Source organism: Emticicia agri (assembly GCF_004168285.1).
Classification (GTDB): domain Bacteria; phylum Bacteroidota; class Bacteroidia; order Cytophagales; family Spirosomataceae; genus Emticicia; species Emticicia agri.
Window position 1 is genome coordinate 70205 of the sequence record NZ_SEWF01000013.1, and the last position, 17654, is coordinate 87858.

The window sequence follows — 17654 nt, forward strand, 5'->3', positions numbered from 1 at the left end:
GAAAAAATTCAGAGATGAAATTCTTATTGAATACCTTTCAGCATTTTAAAAAAAGAATCAAGATAGGTCTCACTAATGGGGATAACCTGATTAGCAATCCAGATTCTGTTTTTTTCAATATGGTCTATTTTATCAATAGCAACCAGAAAAGAACGATGCACCCGGGCAAAATCCTTTGAAGGCAGCAATTCTTCCAGTCTGGCAAAATTCAGTAGAGTCATGATTTTTTCCTCAGTGGTATGAATCCGCAGGTAGTCTTTCATCCCCTCTACAAAAAGAATATTACGGATAGCCACTTTCTGAATGCGATGCCCTACTTTCAGAAATATGTACTCCTGTTCATGCTTTGCTTCTGCTTTAACTTCTTTCTTTTCAGGCTGTTTAGGGCTCTGTTCCTGATATAGTCTCAGAACTCCTTTATAAAATCTTTCAAATGAAAAAGGTTTCATCAGATAATCCTTCACTTCCAGTTCAAAGGCTTTCAGAGCATACTGGTCATAGGCCGTAGTCAGAATAATCATAGGTTTAGGATTCAGCATCGGTATAAAACTAAGGCCATCAAGGTCTGGCATATTGATGTCCAGAAACAGAAGGTCGGGTTTGTCCTTTTCCAGAGAACCTGCGGCTTCCAGTGGGCTCATAAAACTACCTTTCAATTCCAGAAAAGAAACCTTTGAGATATACGCTTCCAGTATCTCCTGCGCCAGTGGCTCATCATCAATAATATAGCAGGTAAGCTTATCTTTCATGAGGCTGCAATTGAGTACTGTAAATTTTGAGAACGACAGAAAACGTTTCAACTACATTATGGATTTCCAGCGTGTGCTGACCCGGATAGAGCAAAGTTAGCCTTTTCCGGACATTGGGCAAGCCAATACCACTTGGTTCATCAAGTGTATGAGCCGGATTCTTGCCAATGGGGTTCTGCACACTAAAGGTAAGAACAACATCCTTTATCACTACACTCACCTTTATATCGCCGGGATTTAGCCGTGCCGGACTATGTTTATAGGCATTTTCAAGGAGATGAATAAACAGCAATGGGGCAATATGACAGTTTTCAGTTGCTCCTTCTATTTTCAAGTCCACCACCGGATTCTGTTTATACCGGAGTTGCTGCAAATGGATGTAATCCTGTAAATACTCAATCTCTCTTGTCAGCGGCACAGTAGGGGCGTTCGACTCATATATCATATAACGCATCAGAGAAGCCAGCTGCATCACAGCATCAGGAGCAGCCGGAGCTTGTTTATACACCAACGTATGGATATTATGAAGAGTGTTAAATAGAAAATGCGGGTTAATCTGTGATTTGAGATAATAGAGTTCAGATTCTACAGCCTGTTTCTCTAATTGCTCTTTTCTGATGGTATTAAGTACCAGATTTTCTGTAATCCTTGCCAACCAGCTAAGCAAAATAAAAATCGGCACAATAGATAGCAGAGCCATCATATAGTTATTAATGAAAAGATTCCAGCTATTCTGCTTGAGGTAATGGAAATACGAAAAAAGAAAAGGCCCTGTCAATAAAATTCCTGCCAGCCTGCGCCAATATGCTGTCTTCTTTTTTTTATCTGAATAGTAAGTCAGAAGAAAAAAATGCGTGTAAAAAACATACAAACAGGTCAGGGTAAACCCTATGGTTGTGTTTAACCAGTTAGCATCGCCCTCACCTCCCAGTTGGAGAGCAACCAACAAGGTGAATAGCGTCCAGAGAACAATATGGACTACTGAGAATATGTTTTTAACCCGATTCATCAAACAAAGATAGTCTTTCCTGACATTCTCTAATCATCTTATCGACCGGAGCCTTATAGCAATCTATGAAAGGTCAAATCAGGTCTACCGACATTTTGGCGGAAGCAAATCAGCAACTGGTCGATTCCTTTACTGAATCAGCATATCGCTTTTCGCTTTCTATTCCGGTAATGATTGCTTTGTACTGAGAAAGTATCCTTAAAAGTGCTTCTATCCGAAAGATTAACCGATTAATTCAGAACAAAATTATGAAAAACCAATCCTTTCACTTGTCCATTCGCCATGTCTCCAAAACTTACGCCAACGGAGTTCAGGCATTGAATAATGTATCGCTCGATATTCCTCCGGGCATGTTCGGGCTGTTAGGCCCGAATGGTGCAGGGAAATCAACCCTTATGCGCACGCTTGCTACTCTGCAAGAGCCGGATGAAGGGGAAATATTTTTAGGAAACATTGATGTAGTGAATCAGAAAGAGGAATTGCGTAAGACACTGGGCTACCTTCCGCAAGAGTTTGGCGTTTACCCCAAAGCGAGTGCAGAAGAACTGCTTGACCACTTTGCGGTAATGAAAGGGATTATGAATAGAACTGTGCGAAGGGAAGTTACAGAAAATTTACTCAAACAAACCAATCTCTGGGACAAGCGTAAGCAGAAATTAGGTGGCTATTCAGGTGGTATGCGGCAACGCTTTGGTGTGGCTGTAGCACTACTGAATAACCCCAGACTACTAATAGTAGATGAGCCAACAGCCGGACTTGACCCGGCCGAACGGGTGCGTTTTCTGAATCTTTTAAGCGAATTAGGAGAAAACAGTGTCGTAATTCTTTCTACGCATATCGTGGAAGATGTATCAGAATTATGTACAAATATGGCCATCATCAATAAGGGCCAGATTCTGTTAGAAGCACAGACCTCAGAGGCGGTTGCTGCTCTTAAAGGTTATATCTGGCGCAAACTAATAGATAAAAATACACTGCCTGCCTTAGAACAGGAATACAAGGTTATTTCTGCCAAAATGTTGGGGAGCCGTACTATGGTACACATTTACAGTCAGGAAATACCTGGCAACGGTTTTGAGTCGGTGGAGCCTGATTTAGAAGATTTATATTTTAGTACCATGACAGGCAATTATGTTCAACCCCATGTATCGAAGAAGGAGGGTAAAAAATGAAATTCCTTAAAGTTTTTCGCTTTGAGTTCATCTATCAGTTACGCAATATTGCTACGTGGCTTTACTTTGTAGTTGTATTATGCTTTGCTTTCTTGGTTGTAACAGAGAATTATAGTTATGATGCAAGAGCAGGATATTTCTTACTCAATGCGCCTATTGTCATTGCTACCGTTTCGGTCTTATGTATCGTTCACTGGCTTCCGGTAGGTGCATCTGTGGCGGGAGATGCAGCAGCCCGTGATATACAGACACGCATGCACGCTCTCACTTATACCGTTCCCGTCAGCAAAGCAGAATATCTGGGAGGGCGATTTTTGGCTGCTCTCACACTCAATGTGCTTACTATGCTGGCCATACCTTTGGGCATTCTGTTTGCTATGTATCTCTCTGGCATAGAAACAGAAATTCTGGGCCCATTCCGGTTGGCATCGTATCTCACAGCCTTTTTCTACATCATAGTACCAAACGTTTTTATCGCAACGGCTATTCAGTGCTCGCTGGGGGTACTCACTCGCCGGGCTATGGGAGCTTATCTGGGTGGGGTGGCTCTCTTCGTAACAGCCTACTTATTCGGGATGGTATTTCAGAATAAAGGAGAATGGGTGGATTTGATAGATCCTATGAGTTTCAACCCTATTATGAGGCATCTGAATGATTGGAGTCCAATAGAGAGAAATACCCGCTTGTTTGTATTAGAAGGCTCATTTTTAATAAATCGTCTCCTGTGGATTGGGGTATCAATAGGTATGCTAATGTTCACGTATTTCCGGTTTCGGTTCGTCTTACCGGAAACAAGTGGAAAGCGAAAATCTGTTAAACCCCTAAAACCAGAGGTAGTAACCAGAGAAAAGCTGAACTGGGGAACAGCGTATGCCTTGCCGCAGGTCAGGGGCATTTATGGATTTGCTACGCATGGGTACCAGTTACGCCTTCTTACCTGGAAAGCCTTTCTACAAATTACCAAAAGCGGCGTCGGTCTTCCTCTTTTGGCTGCTTTAGCTTTGATGATGGGATTGGCTGCCCCAGGAAATGGAAATCTAAAGACAAGAGGCGTGCCTTTCATACCCCGAACCGACCAGGTTCTGCATTACCTGACGTCTCCCTTGACAGAACCGAAGTTTTTCTGGATTATTATCGCCTTGCTAACTATTTACTATGCCGGAGAACTGGTGTGGCGAGAACGGGAAACCGGACTAAGCGAGATTGCCAATGCGTCTCCGGTACTGGAATGGACTTTTTTCCTGAGCAATTTTCTGGGGCTAAGTCTGATATTGGTAACGTGGTTGGTTTTTGTAATGATAGCCGGAATAGTAGTGCAAGTGGGTATAGGCGGTGCCAGTGTTGAGATAGGGCTATATTGGCAAGTCCTTTTCGGGTTCCAATTGGTAGATTGCCTGCTTTTCGCTCTATTAGCTCTTTTTGCGCATGTAGTGGTCAATCAGAAATTCGTGGGACATCTATTCGCAATGCTGGTCTATGGTTTCATTGTTTTTGCTGCTAATCTGGGCATTGAGCATAAACTTCTCATTTTCGGCGCCAGCCCGTCATGGGTTTATACAGATATGGGTGGTTTTGGTAATTCTCTTGCACCTTGGCTATGGTTCAAATTATATTGGGTTTCATGGGCATCACTATTAGCTGTGTTGGCAAGGCTGCTTTGGGTGCGGAGCCGTGAGGTAAGTTTTGCTTCAAGACTCCACCTGGCTCGTCGTCGCTTCAAATCTTCTACTATGTTAATTGCTACTATTTCGGTTGGAAGCATCCTGTTATCAGGTGGTTTTATTTTCTACAATACCAATGTGCTGAATGACTATACTACCGCTTCAGATACAATGGAGAAAAGGGCTATGTACGAACAGCACTATGCGAAATACAAGAACCGACCACAACCCCGGTTAACAAAAACTAATCTGAATGTTGAGATTTATCCGAAGCAACGGGAGACAGAAATAAGAGGTATGTATTATTTGTTAAACAATAGTACAGCATCTATCGATTCTATCTACCTATCCATCGCTGAAACAGTTCAGACTACTGATATTGCTTTTGACCGACCAGCAAAGCAGGTACTCGCTGATGAAAATTTAGGTTACCAGATTTATACACTTACTGAACCCCTTCAGCCCGGCGACTCACTACAACTCAGTTTTGAAGTGCGTTATAAAGCCCGAGGCTTTACAAACAGCGGAGCAGAGAACTTTGTAATGGCTAATGGCACCAACTTCCGCAATTATGAATGGTTGCCTGCTATTGGGTATCAATCATACAGAGAACTCAATGATATTGGTCAGAGAAAACAATATAAGCTTTCTTCACGGCCTGAGACTCCCTCACTTTATAACATTGACGCACGCAAAGATGCACCTTTCAGGGAACAAATCTCTTTCGAAGCAGTTGTAGGAACAGATAGTAGCCAGACCGCAGTTGCGCCAGGTTTGTTGCGCCGGACATGGACCAAAGGTGGTCGCCGATATTTCCACTATGCTACCGATGCCCCCATCAGGAACGAATATAATTTCTTTTCGGCTAATTATGCAGTGTATGAAAAGCGATGGAATGATGAGGCTATACAAATCTATTATGACCCGGGTCAAACCGAGAATATAGAACGCATGGCACTGAGTGTACAAGCCTCATTGGCATATTATACCCAACAATTCGGCCCGTACCCACATCGGCTGATTCGGTTTGTTTCGTATCCCGGATACAGCATTAGTAACCACTCGACACCTGCTACTATTACGGCAGAAGAGGGTTTCTTTCTACTGAATCCGAAGGATGACCCACGAGGACTTGATTTGGTAACGGCAGTGATAGCACACGAAATGGCGCATCAGTGGTGGGGAGGTCAGTTAACACCTGCTCGGGTAGAGGGTGCAGGTTTACTCTCAGAAAGCCTGGCTTGGTACTCTGCTTTGGGGGTTGTAGAGGATAAATACGGTGCTGTACATCTCAGGCGCCTCCTGAATTTTTTACGTGAAGAAAATGAAAATCCACGTACCCGTGCCGCTTTACCACTTCTACAGGCTAACGACTGGTATCAGTACTACCGCAAAGGCCCTTTTGCACTGTATGCGCTAAGCCAGTATATTGGTAGAGACAGAGTAAATGGGGCACTTAAAAAATTACTATCCAAACACAGTGCAGGCATACCTCCTTTACCTACTTCGCTGAATCTATACCAAGAATTGAAAGCGGCAACTCCTGATTCGCTCCAGTATATGCTACACGACCTATTTGAGAAGAATACTTTCTGGAAACTGGAGGCAAAGGAAGCTAAAGTAAAGAAAATCAAAACAGGTTTATGGCAGGTAACGATTAATGTACAGGCAAACAAGCATGTAATAGATAGCATCGGAAAAGAAACTAAACTGCCGATGAAAGACTGGGTAGAAATCGGGGTTTTTGCACAGCCCGAGGAGGGAAAAGAAACAGGCAGGCTGCTTTATCTGCAAAAACACTACATCAATTCCAGTGAGCAAACCATTATTGTAACAGTATCGCAAAAACCTGCCCGAGCAGCAATAGACCCTAATTATTTACTGATAGACTGGGAGATAAACGATAATAGTATAGAGGTGAAACCAGATAATTAGTTTCTTAAAAAACAATTAAGTATAGGTTACTGTATCTAAGCAGTACTATTAATGTTTCTATGGTATTGCCATATTTGGGTGGTATTGTAGATTTCTGCTTAGCTTAAAGTAAAAATATTTCTATGTATATTTTAAAAAAAGTGCGATTAAAGGTAACTTTGCCAAGGAAATGAAATCTTTTGATATTATATAAGTTTAGATTTGTTTTACTTATGTTGTACCAATAGATTTGTATTTTATTAAAAAAATGCTTCAAAAGCATAAAAAATAGTGAAAATACAGAGGGTAAATTCAGATACTGAATTTGTTGTCTGCTAAGCAAAATAACATTTTAAATTTTAAGCAAAATAGATTCAGATGGCAGCTACGAAAGAAAAAGCACCAAAGGTAAAATACAGTAAAGAAACATATATGTATTGGTACGAGTCTATGTTTCTTCAAAGAAAATTTGAAGAAAAAGCCGGACAATTATACGGGCAGCAAAAGATTCGTGGGTTTTGTCACTTATATATCGGGCAAGAGGCCTGTTCTTCGGGCGCTGTTTCTGCCTTAACTAAAGACGACAAGTGGATTACAGCTTATAGAGACCACGGCCATCCATTAGCCTTAGGAACAGACCCTAACAAGATTATGGCTGAACTATATGGTAAAGAAACAGGTACAACCAAAGGTAAAGGTGGTTCGATGCACATTTTTGATAAAGAAAAAAACTTTATTGGTGGGCATGGGATTGTAGGGGCGCAGATTCCTTTAGGTGCAGGTATTGCTTTCGCTGAAAAATATAAAGGCACACAAAACCTTTGTATGTGTTATTTTGGCGATGGTGCTGTGCGTCAGGGAGCGTTACACGAAGCCTTCAACATGGCTATGACCTGGAAATTGCCTGTGGTTTTTGTTGTAGAAAATAACGGCTATGCTATGGGTACTTCGGTAGCCCGTACCTCAAACGTAAGAGAACTCTATACTATCGGTGAGTCTTATGATATGCCAGCAGAACCAGTTGATGCCATGGATGTTGAAATGGTACACGAAGCCGTAAAACGTGCCGCAGACCGTGCAAGAGCAGGCGAAGGCCCAACTTTCCTGGAATTTAAAACTTACCGTTTCCGTGGGCACTCAATGTCTGACCCACAAAAATACCGTACGAAAGACGAAGTAGAAGAATGGAAAATGCGTGACCCGGTAGAGTTAATTCGCCACCGTATTTTAACTAACGGCATTGCAACAGAAGCAGAATTGGAAGAAATAGATAACCGTGTAAAAGGAAAAGTAGAAGAAGCAGTGAAATTTGCTGAAGAATCTCCATTTCCTAAACCGGAAACAGCATTCGAAGATATCTATGTGCAATCAGATTATCCTTTCTTGAGAGAGTAACTATATACTCGGGTCACCGAATGGAATTCGTCGGACCGCCGAAGCGGTGGCTAAAACAACAATGGAATAAATTACATATTTGAGCCGGACTTAAAGTCCGGCAATGTATATAGAAAATACCCGCGCGGCGGCCGCTTTGTTATCTTAGGCGGCGAATTTTATTCGCTGTCACTCTCGAAAAATATAGACAAAAGCCAGCTAAAACTGGCTTTTGTCATTTACAATTATATATCCCCCCTTTGCGGACGCATCACAATCTCCTCAATCACAGCACTATCTGATAAATGATAAGCCATCCAGATAGTTTTAGCTACGTCGTCAGCGCTCATAAACCGCTCTGTCGGAATATCCACGCCTGCCCAACTATCAGTCAATACCGCTCCCGGCATAATGGAAGTTACCTTGATATTAAAAGGTTTCATTTCTTCCCGAAGGCATTTGCTAAACCCCAATAAAGCAAATTTAGAAATACTATAAGAGCCTCCATTCGGGTAAGCCATCAGACTTGCTACCGAACACATATTAAATATATGTCCGCTTTTTTGGGCAATCATACCTTTTACTAAACCTCGGGTGAGATGATAAGCACTATACAGATTGGTTTCAATAAGATTTTCTAATACACCATCTTCTTCCTCATAGATATTTCCGGGAATAAAGTTTCCTGCATTGTTAACTAAAATATCAACAGGTCGGTTAAGTGATTCAATAAAACCGGCCAAGCCCATTACCTGTTCTTTCTTAGCTAAATCAGCGGCATAAGTAAAACATTTAACTTTATATTCGGTGTTGATAAAATTTTGCAATTCATTCAAATCTTTTCTTTTTCGGGCTGATGCGACTACATCAAAGCCATTTTTGGCAAATATTTCAATAATTGCTCTGCCAATTCCTCTGGTACCTCCGGTAACAACTATTAATTTCTGGCTCATTTTCTGATTAATTAAGTATTTTTTGTGATTGGATTGGTTTTTGAATATAAATTCACCAACTAAAATGCGTTATTAAACAATTGTTTATCTTTGCAAATATCGTTAAAAACTTAGCTTAAAATTATGTTATCTGTTGTAGGAAGGTATTTAATATTTCTGGGAAAGCTATTTACCAGACGAGAAACATTCAAAGTATATTGGAATAGGTTTTTAGACGAGTGCTTAAATGTGGGTACCAGCTCTATTTTTATTGTGGCTATAGTGGCAGTCTTTATCGGTGCCGTAACCTGTGTACAAACCCGGGCCAACCTGGTAAGTCCATTAGTACCAGTATATATAGTAAGTAATATCGTGCGGGATATGACACTTCTTGAACTTTCTTCAACCTTTATGTGTGTAGTATTGGCCGGAAAAGTAGGGTCTAATATTGCAGGGGAGTTAGGAACCATGAAAATAACCGAGCAGATTGATGCGCTGGAAGTAATGGGTATTAATTCGGCTTCTTATTTAGTATTACCTAAACTATTAGCTTCGATTTTCACTTTTCCTTTATTGGCCATTATCTCTGGGTTCTTAGGTATTTTAGGAGGATATTTAGCAGGTACTTTAACAGGTATTATCACCCCTGAAGATTATATTTATGGTATCCGATACTCTTTTATTCCGTTCAACGTTTTTATTGCTATTATCAAAGCCTTTGTATTCGGGTTTCTTATTTCTACTATCTCGGCGTTTAAAGGATATTACACAAGTGGTGGAGCATTAGAAGTAGGGCAGGCGAGTACCTCTGCTGTAACCAATAGTTGTATAGCTGTTTTAATAGCCGATTATTTATTGGCAGAGTTATTAACATAGAAAAAAGGTTTTCTGATAAGTAAATCACAAAAAGTAGCTTCAATTCCTTACAGCCTGCATACAGGATTAAGAAAATATGATAGAAATTAAACACATTTCGAAATCTTTCAACGACCGTAAAATATTAGATAATGTTAGTGGCGTATTTAAAAAAGGTCAGACAAGCCTTGTAATCGGCGCAAGTGGTACCGGAAAAAGTGTACTTTTAAAATGTATGCTTGATTTGGTACGTCCCGAACATGGAGCTACCCTCTACGATGGTCGTGATTTTTATATAGGCGAAGAAGAAGAAAAGAAAACTATCCGCCGTGAAATGGGTGTATTATTTCAGGGAGGAGCCTTATTTGACTCGCAGACGGTACATCAGAATGTGCAGTTTCCGTTGGATATGCTCACCGAAATGCCGGAAAGTGAAAAACGAGACCGGGTAGAATTCTGTTTGCAACGTGTAGGGTTGGAAGGAACAGGCAACCGGATGCCTTCTGAAATATCGGGCGGGATGAAAAAACGGGTAGGTATTGCAAGGGCTATTGTGATGAACCCTAAATACCTGTTTTGTGATGAGCCAAACTCCGGCCTCGACCCGCTTACCTCTATTAAAATCGACGAATTGATTAAAGAAATTACAGAAGAATATAGCACTACTACTGTCATTATTACGCATGATATGAACTCAGTGCTCTCAATTGGTGATTATATCATGTTTCTGTACAAAGGTAAGAAAGTATGGGAAGGCAATAGCCAGACAATTCTGGATACTAATGTGCCTGAATTAGAAGAGTTTGTTTTTTCCAATAAAGCGCTAATGAAAATGAGAGGCGAAAAACGCTAACCATGCCATGCTTCGGGTTCCATCTTCCATAAGTTCTAATGAATTTGAATCATTAAAGATTCAGGATATGACATTCGTGGCCTATCGAAACAATGTCTATCCGTCTCGCAACGAAATCTTTTTTGAAGAACACGCCATTGTTTATGTATTAGAAGGGGAGAAAAAATTTATCTCTCCAACACAAGATATTCATGTACAAAAAGGTCAGATTCTTTTCTTTCAGCGGGGTTGTTATTCGATGAATGAATCGATTGATACCAATTACCGAAGCCTTGTTTTTTTCTTCCCCGAAAGCCTTTTAAAAGAATTTGTTGCCCAGAACCTCTCTCTATTTGAAGATTCAAACGAAGGTGCTTTTGAACAGATATTAAGTTTAGAAAGCACCGAAAATTTTGACAAATTCGTCGATTCTTTGATTCCTTTCTTTAGTGCCAGAACTAACCTGATGAATCAGTTTCTAAAACTGAAATTCACAGAATTAATGCTGCATCTACTCGAACTTGACCGCAGCAATCAGTTCAAAAGAACATTATTCAAGATATATCAAGGGCAAAAAATAGATTTAGGGTATCTTTTAGAAACCTATTACCTGAAACCATTATCTATTGAAGAATTAGCCCGTATCTCTGGCAGAAGTCTTTCTGTATTCAAAAGAGATTTCGAACAGCAATTTCATGCCTCTCCTGCGTCATGGATAAAAAACAAACGGCTGGAATATGCCTCTTTTCTCCTACAAAACACGTCTAAAAACGTCTCTGAAATCAGCCTTGAAATAGGCTACGAGAGCGTTTCTCACTTCATCAAAGCATTTAAAGAAAAATACGGTTTTACGCCCAAGAAAAACAAATGAACTAAAAACACTATTTTTTGGGCGTATTTCGTTAATCCTTATTGAGATATTCTATTCAATTTTGTATTGTTCAATTCCTTATAAGCAAAGAGAAAATATTAATTGTTATTAATATTTTAAACCACGGAGTTGCACAAAGCGACCGACGCTCGGTTAAATTCAGGGAGTTTCACAGAGTTTTTAGTAGAATCCACCGTGAAACTCCGTGCAAAACTCAGTGAAACTCTGTGGTAAAATATTATTATTACTTACTTATAAGAATGGAATAATGAATTAAAAGAAAAAAACGCTTAAATATAAAATGTCAACACCAAAATCACTATTCGACAAAGTATGGGACTCGCACGTTGTTCGTAAAATCGAAGACGGCCCGGATGTGTTATTTATTGACCGTCACTTTATTCATGAAGTAACCAGCCCCGTAGCTTTTCTTGGCCTCGAAACCAGAGGAATCAATGTATTGTTCCCTGAACGTACATTTGCTACAGCCGATCATAATACACCTACAATTAACCAACACCTTCCGGTAGCAGACCCGCTTTCAGCTAACCAGTTAAAAGCATTGGAAACAAACACCGCAAAATACGGTATTTCTCACTGGGGTTTAGGGCATGCAAAAAACGGTATTGTACACGTAGTAGGGCCAGAAAACGGTATTACGCAACCGGGTATGACAATCGTATGTGGCGACTCTCATACGTCAACACATGGTGCTTTTGGTGCGATTGCCTTTGGTATTGGTACATCAGAGGTAGAAATGGTACTTTCGTCGCAATGTATCATGCAGCCTAAACCTAAGAAAATGCGTGTAACCATCAATGGCAAATTAGGTGCGGCCGTGATGCCGAAAGACGTAACGCTCTATATTATTTCTCAGCTATCTGCTGCAGGTGCAACAGGATACTTTGTAGAATATGCTGGAGAGGTTTTCAGAAATATGTCAATGGAAGGTCGCATGACGGTTTGTAATATGTCTATCGAAATGGGTGCCAGAGGCGGTATGATTGCTCCTGACGAAACGACTTTCGCTTATCTGAAAGGTAGAGAGTTAGCACCAAAAGGTGAGGCTTGGGACAAAGCAGTCGCTTACTGGAAAACCTTACCAACCGAAGAAGGAGCAACATTTGATATAGAATATACATTTGATGCAGCTGATATTGAGCCCCAAATTACTTATGGTACAAACCCGGGTTTAGGCACAGGTATTTCTCAGAATATTCCTTTGGCTAATCAGGTAAAAGATGGTGAAGCGAGCTACAAAAAATCGTTGGGTTATATGGGCTTTACAGAAAACGAGCAGATAGTGGGTAAACCAATCGACTACGTTTTCTTAGGAAGCTGTACCAATGGTCGTATCGAAGATTTCCGTGCTTTTGCTTCTATTGTAAAAGGACGTAAAAAGGCAGCTAACGTAACGGCATGGTTAGTGCCGGGTTCGCACATCGTAGAATCGCAAATCAAAGAAGAAGGTATTTTGGATATTCTGAACGATGCCGGATTTGAATTACGTCAGCCGGGTTGCTCAGCTTGTTTGGCCATGAATGACGACAAGATTCCTGCAGGTAAATATGCAGTATCTACCTCAAACCGTAACTTCGAAGGCCGTCAGGGGCCGGGCGCACGTACGCTTTTGGCAAGTCCATTAGTGGCTGCCGCGGCTGCTGTAACAGGTAAAGTAACCGACCCAAGAGATTTAATCTAACATTAACACCCATTCGCTCAAGACAGAGTGCAAAGCAAACTTTGCCTTGAGCTCAAAAATATTACGACAAATGGCTTACGATAAATTTACAGTGCTTACAAGCACAGCAGTACCTATGCCTATCGAAAACGTAGATACTGACCAGATTATCCCTGCACGTTTCTTGAAAGCAACCAAACGTGAAGGCTTTGGCGATAACTTATTCAGAGACTGGCGTTATAATGGTGACGATACGCCAAAACAGGATTTCGTATTAAATAATCCTATTTATTCAGGTAAAATATTGGTAGGTGGCCGTAACTTCGGAAGTGGTTCAAGCCGTGAGCATGCTGCCTGGGCAATCTACGACTACGGTTTCCGTTGTGTGGTATCCAGTTTCTTTGCTGATATTTTTAAAGGAAATTCTATTAACATTGGTTTATTGCCTGTGCAGGTAAGTCCTGAGTTTCTGGACAAAATCTTCAAGGCCATAGAAGCTGACCCTAAAGCAGAATTGGAAGTAAGTTTACCGGAGCAAACCATTACTATCCTGGCAACAGGCGAAAAAGAAAGCTTTGCTATCAACGGGTACAAAAAGCATAATATGATGAATGGCTTTGATGATATTGATTATCTGCAAGCCATGAAAAGCGAGATAAAAACATTTGCTGAGGAAAGTCTCTATTAATCAGCTAACGATAAAAGAGACAACAAAACCACTGCTTTAAGCACCAGCAAAATGAGATATATAGAAATAATGGATACAACACTCCGTGATGGCGAACAGACCAGCGGAGTGTCTTTTTCTTCCAGTGAGAAACTGACCATTGCGCAGATATTGCTGACAGAAGTAAAAGTTGACCGATTGGAGGTGGCTTCTGCAAGGGTATCTGACGGTGAGTTTCAGGCGGTGAAAAAAATTACTTCATGGGCAGCGGAAAATGGACTATTGGATAAAATAGAAGTACTCACTTTTGTTGATGGAGATACTTCTGTAAAATGGATGCTGGAAGCAGGGGCGAAAGTGATGAACCTGCTTACCAAAGGCTCTTTGAATCATTTGACCCATCAGTTAAAAAAAACGCCCGAACAGCATTTTGAAGAAATTACTCAGGTAATTGCTTTGGCTCAATCAAACGATATACAATGTAATGTTTACCTGGAAGATTGGAGCAATGGCATGAGAAATTCGTCTGACTATGTATTTCAATACCTTGATTTTCTTACCCAACAGCCTGTTAAACGTGTACTTTTACCTGATACGCTGGGTGTATTGACGCCAAAAGAATCTTACGATTTTATACATGCGATTGTTCAGCGTTACCCCAATACGCATTTTGATTTTCATGCACATAACGACTATGATTTAAGCGTAGCCAATGTAATGGAAGCCATTAAAGCAGGTGCAAAAGGATTACATCTGACTGTCAATGGGATGGGCGAAAGAGCGGGCAATGCGCCTTTAGCCAGTACGATTGCTGTACTGAATGACTTTTTCCCTGAGATAAAAACCTCTGTGGTTGAAGAATCGCTGTATTCAATCAGTAAAATTGTAGAGACTTTTTCTGGTTTTGGTGTGCCTGTCAATAAACCGGTAGTAGGGGAGAACGTATTTACTCAAACGGCTGGTATTCATGCAGATGGAGACAACAAAAACAATCTCTACTTCAATGATTTGATGCCTGAACGTTTCGGGCGTAAGCGTAAATATGCTTTAGGTAAAACTTCGGGTAAAGCTAATATTGAAAAGAATCTGCAGGAATTAGGTATTATACTCTCTCAGGCCGACTTAAAGAAAGTTACGCAACGCATTATTGAATTAGGAGATAGAAAAGAGGTAGTTACCAAAGAAGACTTACCTTATATTATATCCGATGTCTTAGATTCTAATGCTATTGAAGAGAGGGTAGAAGTACTTAATTATGTATTGACTCACTCAAAAAATCTTCGTCCATCTACTACTTTAATGGTTAAAATTGATGGGCATATTTTTGAGGAAAATGCACAGGGTGATGGGCAATATGATGCTTTTATGAATGCACTAAAGAAGATTTATGCTAAAAAGAAAGTAATTCTCCCGATGCTGACCGATTATGCCGTACGGATTCCGCCCGGTGGTAAGACAGATGCGCTTTGTGAAACAATCATTACGTGGGCACATAATAATAAAGAGTTCAAAACCCGGGGCTTAGATTCAGACCAGACGGTTTCAGCCATCAAAGCGACCCAAAAAATGCTCAATTTGATTCAGTTTTAAAATAGAGTTTTAACCACGGAGTTTCACTAAGTATGGCACTGAGTTACACGGAGTTGAATGATTTATCGGGTAAGATATTAAAAGCATCTTACGAGGTTCATACTGCTTTGGGACCTGGGCTTTTGGAAAGTGCTTATAAAGAATGCTTGTTTTATAAGTTATTTCAATCAGGTATTATAGCCGAAAAAGAGAAGCCAATGCCATTGATTTTTGAGGAAGTGAAATTAGAATGTGGGTATAGAATTGATATTTTAGTTGAAAGTCAAATTGTATTAGAAATAAAATCAGTAGAAGCTATTAGTGATATTCACCGAGCACAGGTTTTAACCTATATGAGGTTAGGTAAGTATAAGTTAGGCTATCTGATGAATTTTAACACAGTAAGTTTAAAAGAAGGAATAAAAAGATTCGTATTATAAACTCCGTGAAACATCGTGCAAAACTCGGTGTTACTCCGTGGTTAAATTCAATAAACCAAAATAAATGAAAAAACATATCTTAGTTGTTCCCGGAGACGGTATTGGGCAGGAAGTAACAGCCGTTGGAAAAAAAGTAGTAGAAAAAATCGCTGAAAAATTCGGTCATGAATTTACGTATGACGAAGCCCTGATTGGTCATGTAGCCATCGAAGCGACAGGAAGCCCACTACCGGAAGAAACCTTAGTGAAAATGCGTGCTTCTGACGCCGTACTTTTTGGCGCCGTCGGCCACCCGAAATATGACAATGACCCAACTGCTAAAGTTCGTCCGGAACAAGGTTTGTTAAAAATGCGTAAAGAATTAGGCTTGTATGCCAATCTACGCCCGATTAAATTATTTGATGAGCTTTTAGGTGCTTCAAGTATTAAACCTGAAATTCTGAAAGGGTCAGATATTCTGTTTTTCCGTGAACTGACAGGGGATATATATTTTGGCGAAAAAGGTCGTAAAAACGACGGAGATACCGCCTATGATATTGCAGAATATAGCCGCTACGAAGTAGAACGCATTGCCCGCAAAGCCTTTGATGCCGCTATGACCCGTGGTAAAAAAGTAATGTCGGTAGATAAAGCAAACGTATTGGAAACCAGCCGTTTGTGGAGAGAAACCGTACAGAAAGTAGCCAAAGAATATCCGGAAGTAACGGTTGAGCATCAGTTTGTTGATTCAGCAGCGATGTTACTAATCAAAAATCCAAGACAATTTGATGTAGTAGTTACGGCTAACCTTTTTGGTGACATATTAACAGATGAGGCTTCTCAGATTGCCGGGTCAATGGGTATGTTAGCTTCAGCATCAATAGGCGATAGCACAGGCGTTTATGAACCTATTCATGGTTCTGCACATGATATTACAGGCAAAGGCTTAGCTAATCCGATGGCATCGATTTTGTCGGCCGCTTTGATGTTAGATATTTCATTTGGCTTGAAAGCTGAAAGCGAAGCCATCATTTCGGCCGTTGAACAAACGTTAAAAGCAGGTTTCCGTACCGGAGATATTGCAGATGCTTCTACACCAAAAGACATGATTCTGGGTACAGATGCTATCGGCGAAGAGATTTTGAAGAGAATCTAAACATTACTATAGTTTTCTTATTTATCAGACACGCCGGATACTTGTATAAGGCGTGTTCTTTTTTTCATCAGATTTATTAGTTAATTTTGATAAAAAATTATTTAAACACCCCCAATGAAAAAGGTACTTCTTGTTTTAATCGTCGCTCTTATTAGTCAGCTTTCATTTGCTCAGGCTCCTAAATTCGGTTATGTATATGACGATTATGTCATGATAAATCTGAAAGAAATAAAAGATTTACAGAATGAAATAACTACTAAAAGAGAAGAACTAACCAAGCAATTGGAGGCGAAAGGTCAAGTGTATCAGGAAAAATATGCGCTCTATCAGCAGTCGCTAAAAAATATAGCAAACGTAACTACTGAGTCATTAAATGCCGCTTTGAAAGAGGTACAAGATCTGAAAAAAGAAGCGGACGAGTTTCAGGCTAATGCCGATGTAGAGTTACAGACTCTTATAAGAAACAAATATAATGACATTCGTGCTAAAGTAGATGATGCTACCAAAAAAGTAGCGGCCGAAAAGGGGTATAAGTTTGTTTTCAGAAGAAATGCAGATGCCAATAACAGAGAATCGACCCCCATATTATTATACGCCAATGATAACGGTAGAGATAACCTGTCTGATGCTATTATAATAAAAATGGGTAGCACACCACCAAAACCCCAAACTCCGGCTCCTGCTGCATCAACTCCGGCAGCAAAGAAACCTGCGCCTAAAAAATCATAGGTATTGAGTCATGTATAAATAAAAATGGGTGATTGAATTCTCTATCAATCACCCATTTTCAGTT

The 17654-nt window shown here is 40.3% G+C and carries 15 protein-coding genes; 12 read left to right on the forward strand and 3 right to left on the reverse strand.

Translation table 11 applies throughout. From position 1 onward, the window contains the following. Positions 1-23: 23 nt before the first annotated feature. Together EWM59_RS10935 and EWM59_RS10940 are read right to left on the reverse strand one after the other, a co-directional pair. On the reverse strand, positions 24-749 hold the full coding sequence (locus tag EWM59_RS10935) for a LytR/AlgR family response regulator transcription factor (RefSeq protein ID WP_130021012.1): 726 nt from the start codon (positions 747-749) through the stop codon (positions 24-26). Then, positions 739-1758: a sensor histidine kinase gene (locus EWM59_RS10940; protein WP_130021013.1), complete on the reverse strand. Its 1020-nt coding sequence runs from the start codon at positions 1756-1758 to the stop codon at positions 739-741. The genes EWM59_RS10935 and EWM59_RS10940 overlap by 11 nt, the downstream gene beginning before the upstream one ends. Positions 1759-2006: 248 nt before the next feature. On the opposite strand from EWM59_RS10940, the gene EWM59_RS10945 reads away from it, so the two are divergent. From EWM59_RS10945 to pdhA, 3 genes are all read left to right on the forward strand, one after another. After that, positions 2007-2930: an ABC transporter ATP-binding protein gene (locus tag EWM59_RS10945; RefSeq protein ID WP_130021014.1), complete on the forward strand. Its 924-nt coding sequence runs from the start codon at positions 2007-2009 to the stop codon at positions 2928-2930. Beyond that, the gene (locus EWM59_RS10950) at positions 2927-6526 is read left to right on the forward strand and encodes a M1 family aminopeptidase (RefSeq protein WP_130021015.1); all 3600 of its coding nucleotides are present in this window, start codon (positions 2927-2929) and stop codon (positions 6524-6526) included. The genes EWM59_RS10945 and EWM59_RS10950 overlap by 4 nt, the downstream gene beginning before the upstream one ends. Positions 6527-6883: 357 nt before the next feature. Next, a complete protein-coding gene (pdhA, locus tag EWM59_RS10955) occupies positions 6884-7900 on the forward strand; it encodes a pyruvate dehydrogenase (acetyl-transferring) E1 component subunit alpha (RefSeq protein WP_130021016.1) in 1017 nt (338 codons plus the stop codon). 224 nt (positions 7901-8124) lie between these two features. On the opposite strand, the gene EWM59_RS10960 is transcribed toward pdhA, so the two are convergent. Then, positions 8125-8832, reverse strand: coding sequence for an SDR family oxidoreductase (locus tag EWM59_RS10960; protein ID WP_130021017.1), 708 nt, complete (start codon positions 8830-8832; stop codon positions 8125-8127). 123 nt (positions 8833-8955) lie between these two features. On the opposite strand from EWM59_RS10960, the gene EWM59_RS10965 reads away from it, so the two are divergent. From EWM59_RS10965 to EWM59_RS11005, 9 genes are all read left to right on the forward strand, one after another. Beyond that, on the forward strand, positions 8956-9687 hold the full coding sequence (locus EWM59_RS10965; RefSeq protein WP_130021018.1) for an MlaE family ABC transporter permease: 732 nt from the start codon (positions 8956-8958) through the stop codon (positions 9685-9687). Positions 9688-9763: 76 nt separating this feature from the next. Further along, positions 9764-10519 (forward strand): ABC transporter ATP-binding protein, encoded by a 756-nt coding sequence (locus EWM59_RS10970; RefSeq protein ID WP_130021019.1) that lies wholly within the window; start codon positions 9764-9766, stop codon positions 10517-10519. 7 nt (positions 10520-10526) lie between these two features. Next, on the forward strand, positions 10527-11369 hold the full coding sequence (locus EWM59_RS10975) for a helix-turn-helix transcriptional regulator (RefSeq protein WP_130021020.1): 843 nt from the start codon (positions 10527-10529) through the stop codon (positions 11367-11369). 301 nt (positions 11370-11670) lie between these two features. Further along, positions 11671-13071, forward strand: a complete 1401-nt coding sequence (gene leuC / locus EWM59_RS10980) for a 3-isopropylmalate dehydratase large subunit (protein ID WP_130021021.1) — start codon at positions 11671-11673, stop codon at positions 13069-13071. 70 nt (positions 13072-13141) lie between these two features. Further along, positions 13142-13738 carry a 3-isopropylmalate dehydratase small subunit gene (leuD, locus tag EWM59_RS10985; protein ID WP_130021022.1) on the forward strand — a complete coding sequence of 199 codons (597 nt, stop codon included), beginning with the start codon at positions 13142-13144 and terminating at the stop codon, positions 13736-13738. A 51-nt stretch (positions 13739-13789) separates the two neighbouring features. Continuing rightward, positions 13790-15307, forward strand: a complete 1518-nt coding sequence (locus EWM59_RS10990; protein ID WP_130021023.1) for a hydroxymethylglutaryl-CoA lyase-like TIM-barrel protein — start codon at positions 13790-13792, stop codon at positions 15305-15307. 32 nt (positions 15308-15339) lie between these two features. Further along, positions 15340-15726 carry a GxxExxY protein gene (locus EWM59_RS10995; protein WP_130021024.1) on the forward strand — a complete coding sequence of 129 codons (387 nt, stop codon included), beginning with the start codon at positions 15340-15342 and terminating at the stop codon, positions 15724-15726. Positions 15727-15790: 64 nt separating this feature from the next. Continuing rightward, the gene (leuB, locus tag EWM59_RS11000) at positions 15791-16861 is read left to right on the forward strand and encodes a 3-isopropylmalate dehydrogenase (RefSeq protein ID WP_130021025.1); all 1071 of its coding nucleotides are present in this window, start codon (positions 15791-15793) and stop codon (positions 16859-16861) included. 114 nt (positions 16862-16975) lie between these two features. Next, complete coding sequence (locus tag EWM59_RS11005) at positions 16976-17590, forward strand: OmpH/Skp family outer membrane protein (protein WP_130021026.1); 615 nt, start codon at positions 16976-16978, stop codon at positions 17588-17590. Positions 17591-17654 lie beyond the last annotated feature (64 nt).

Bases quoted from the DNA above. Each gene is read 5' to 3' on its own strand.
- EWM59_RS10935 (WP_130021012.1), bottom strand. From the start codon at position 749: ATGAAAGATAAGCTTACCTGCTATATTATTGATGATGAGCCACTGGCG.
- EWM59_RS10940 (WP_130021013.1), bottom strand. From the start codon at position 1,758: ATGAATCGGGTTAAAAACATATTCTCAGTAGTCCATATTGTTCTCTGG.
- EWM59_RS10945 (WP_130021014.1), top strand. From the start codon at position 2,007: ATGAAAAACCAATCCTTTCACTTGTCCATTCGCCATGTCTCCAAAACT.
- EWM59_RS10950 (WP_130021015.1), top strand. From the start codon at position 2,927: ATGAAATTCCTTAAAGTTTTTCGCTTTGAGTTCATCTATCAGTTACGC.
- pdhA (WP_130021016.1), top strand. From the start codon at position 6,884: ATGGCAGCTACGAAAGAAAAAGCACCAAAGGTAAAATACAGTAAAGAA.
- EWM59_RS10960 (WP_130021017.1), bottom strand. From the start codon at position 8,832: ATGAGCCAGAAATTAATAGTTGTTACCGGAGGTACCAGAGGAATTGGC.
- EWM59_RS10965 (WP_130021018.1), top strand. From the start codon at position 8,956: ATGTTATCTGTTGTAGGAAGGTATTTAATATTTCTGGGAAAGCTATTT.
- EWM59_RS10970 (WP_130021019.1), top strand. From the start codon at position 9,764: ATGATAGAAATTAAACACATTTCGAAATCTTTCAACGACCGTAAAATA.
- EWM59_RS10975 (WP_130021020.1), top strand. From the start codon at position 10,527: ATGCTTCGGGTTCCATCTTCCATAAGTTCTAATGAATTTGAATCATTA.
- leuC (WP_130021021.1), top strand. From the start codon at position 11,671: ATGTCAACACCAAAATCACTATTCGACAAAGTATGGGACTCGCACGTT.
- leuD (WP_130021022.1), top strand. From the start codon at position 13,142: ATGGCTTACGATAAATTTACAGTGCTTACAAGCACAGCAGTACCTATG.
- EWM59_RS10990 (WP_130021023.1), top strand. From the start codon at position 13,790: ATGAGATATATAGAAATAATGGATACAACACTCCGTGATGGCGAACAG.
- EWM59_RS10995 (WP_130021024.1), top strand. From the start codon at position 15,340: ATGGCACTGAGTTACACGGAGTTGAATGATTTATCGGGTAAGATATTA.
- leuB (WP_130021025.1), top strand. From the start codon at position 15,791: ATGAAAAAACATATCTTAGTTGTTCCCGGAGACGGTATTGGGCAGGAA.
- EWM59_RS11005 (WP_130021026.1), top strand. From the start codon at position 16,976: ATGAAAAAGGTACTTCTTGTTTTAATCGTCGCTCTTATTAGTCAGCTT.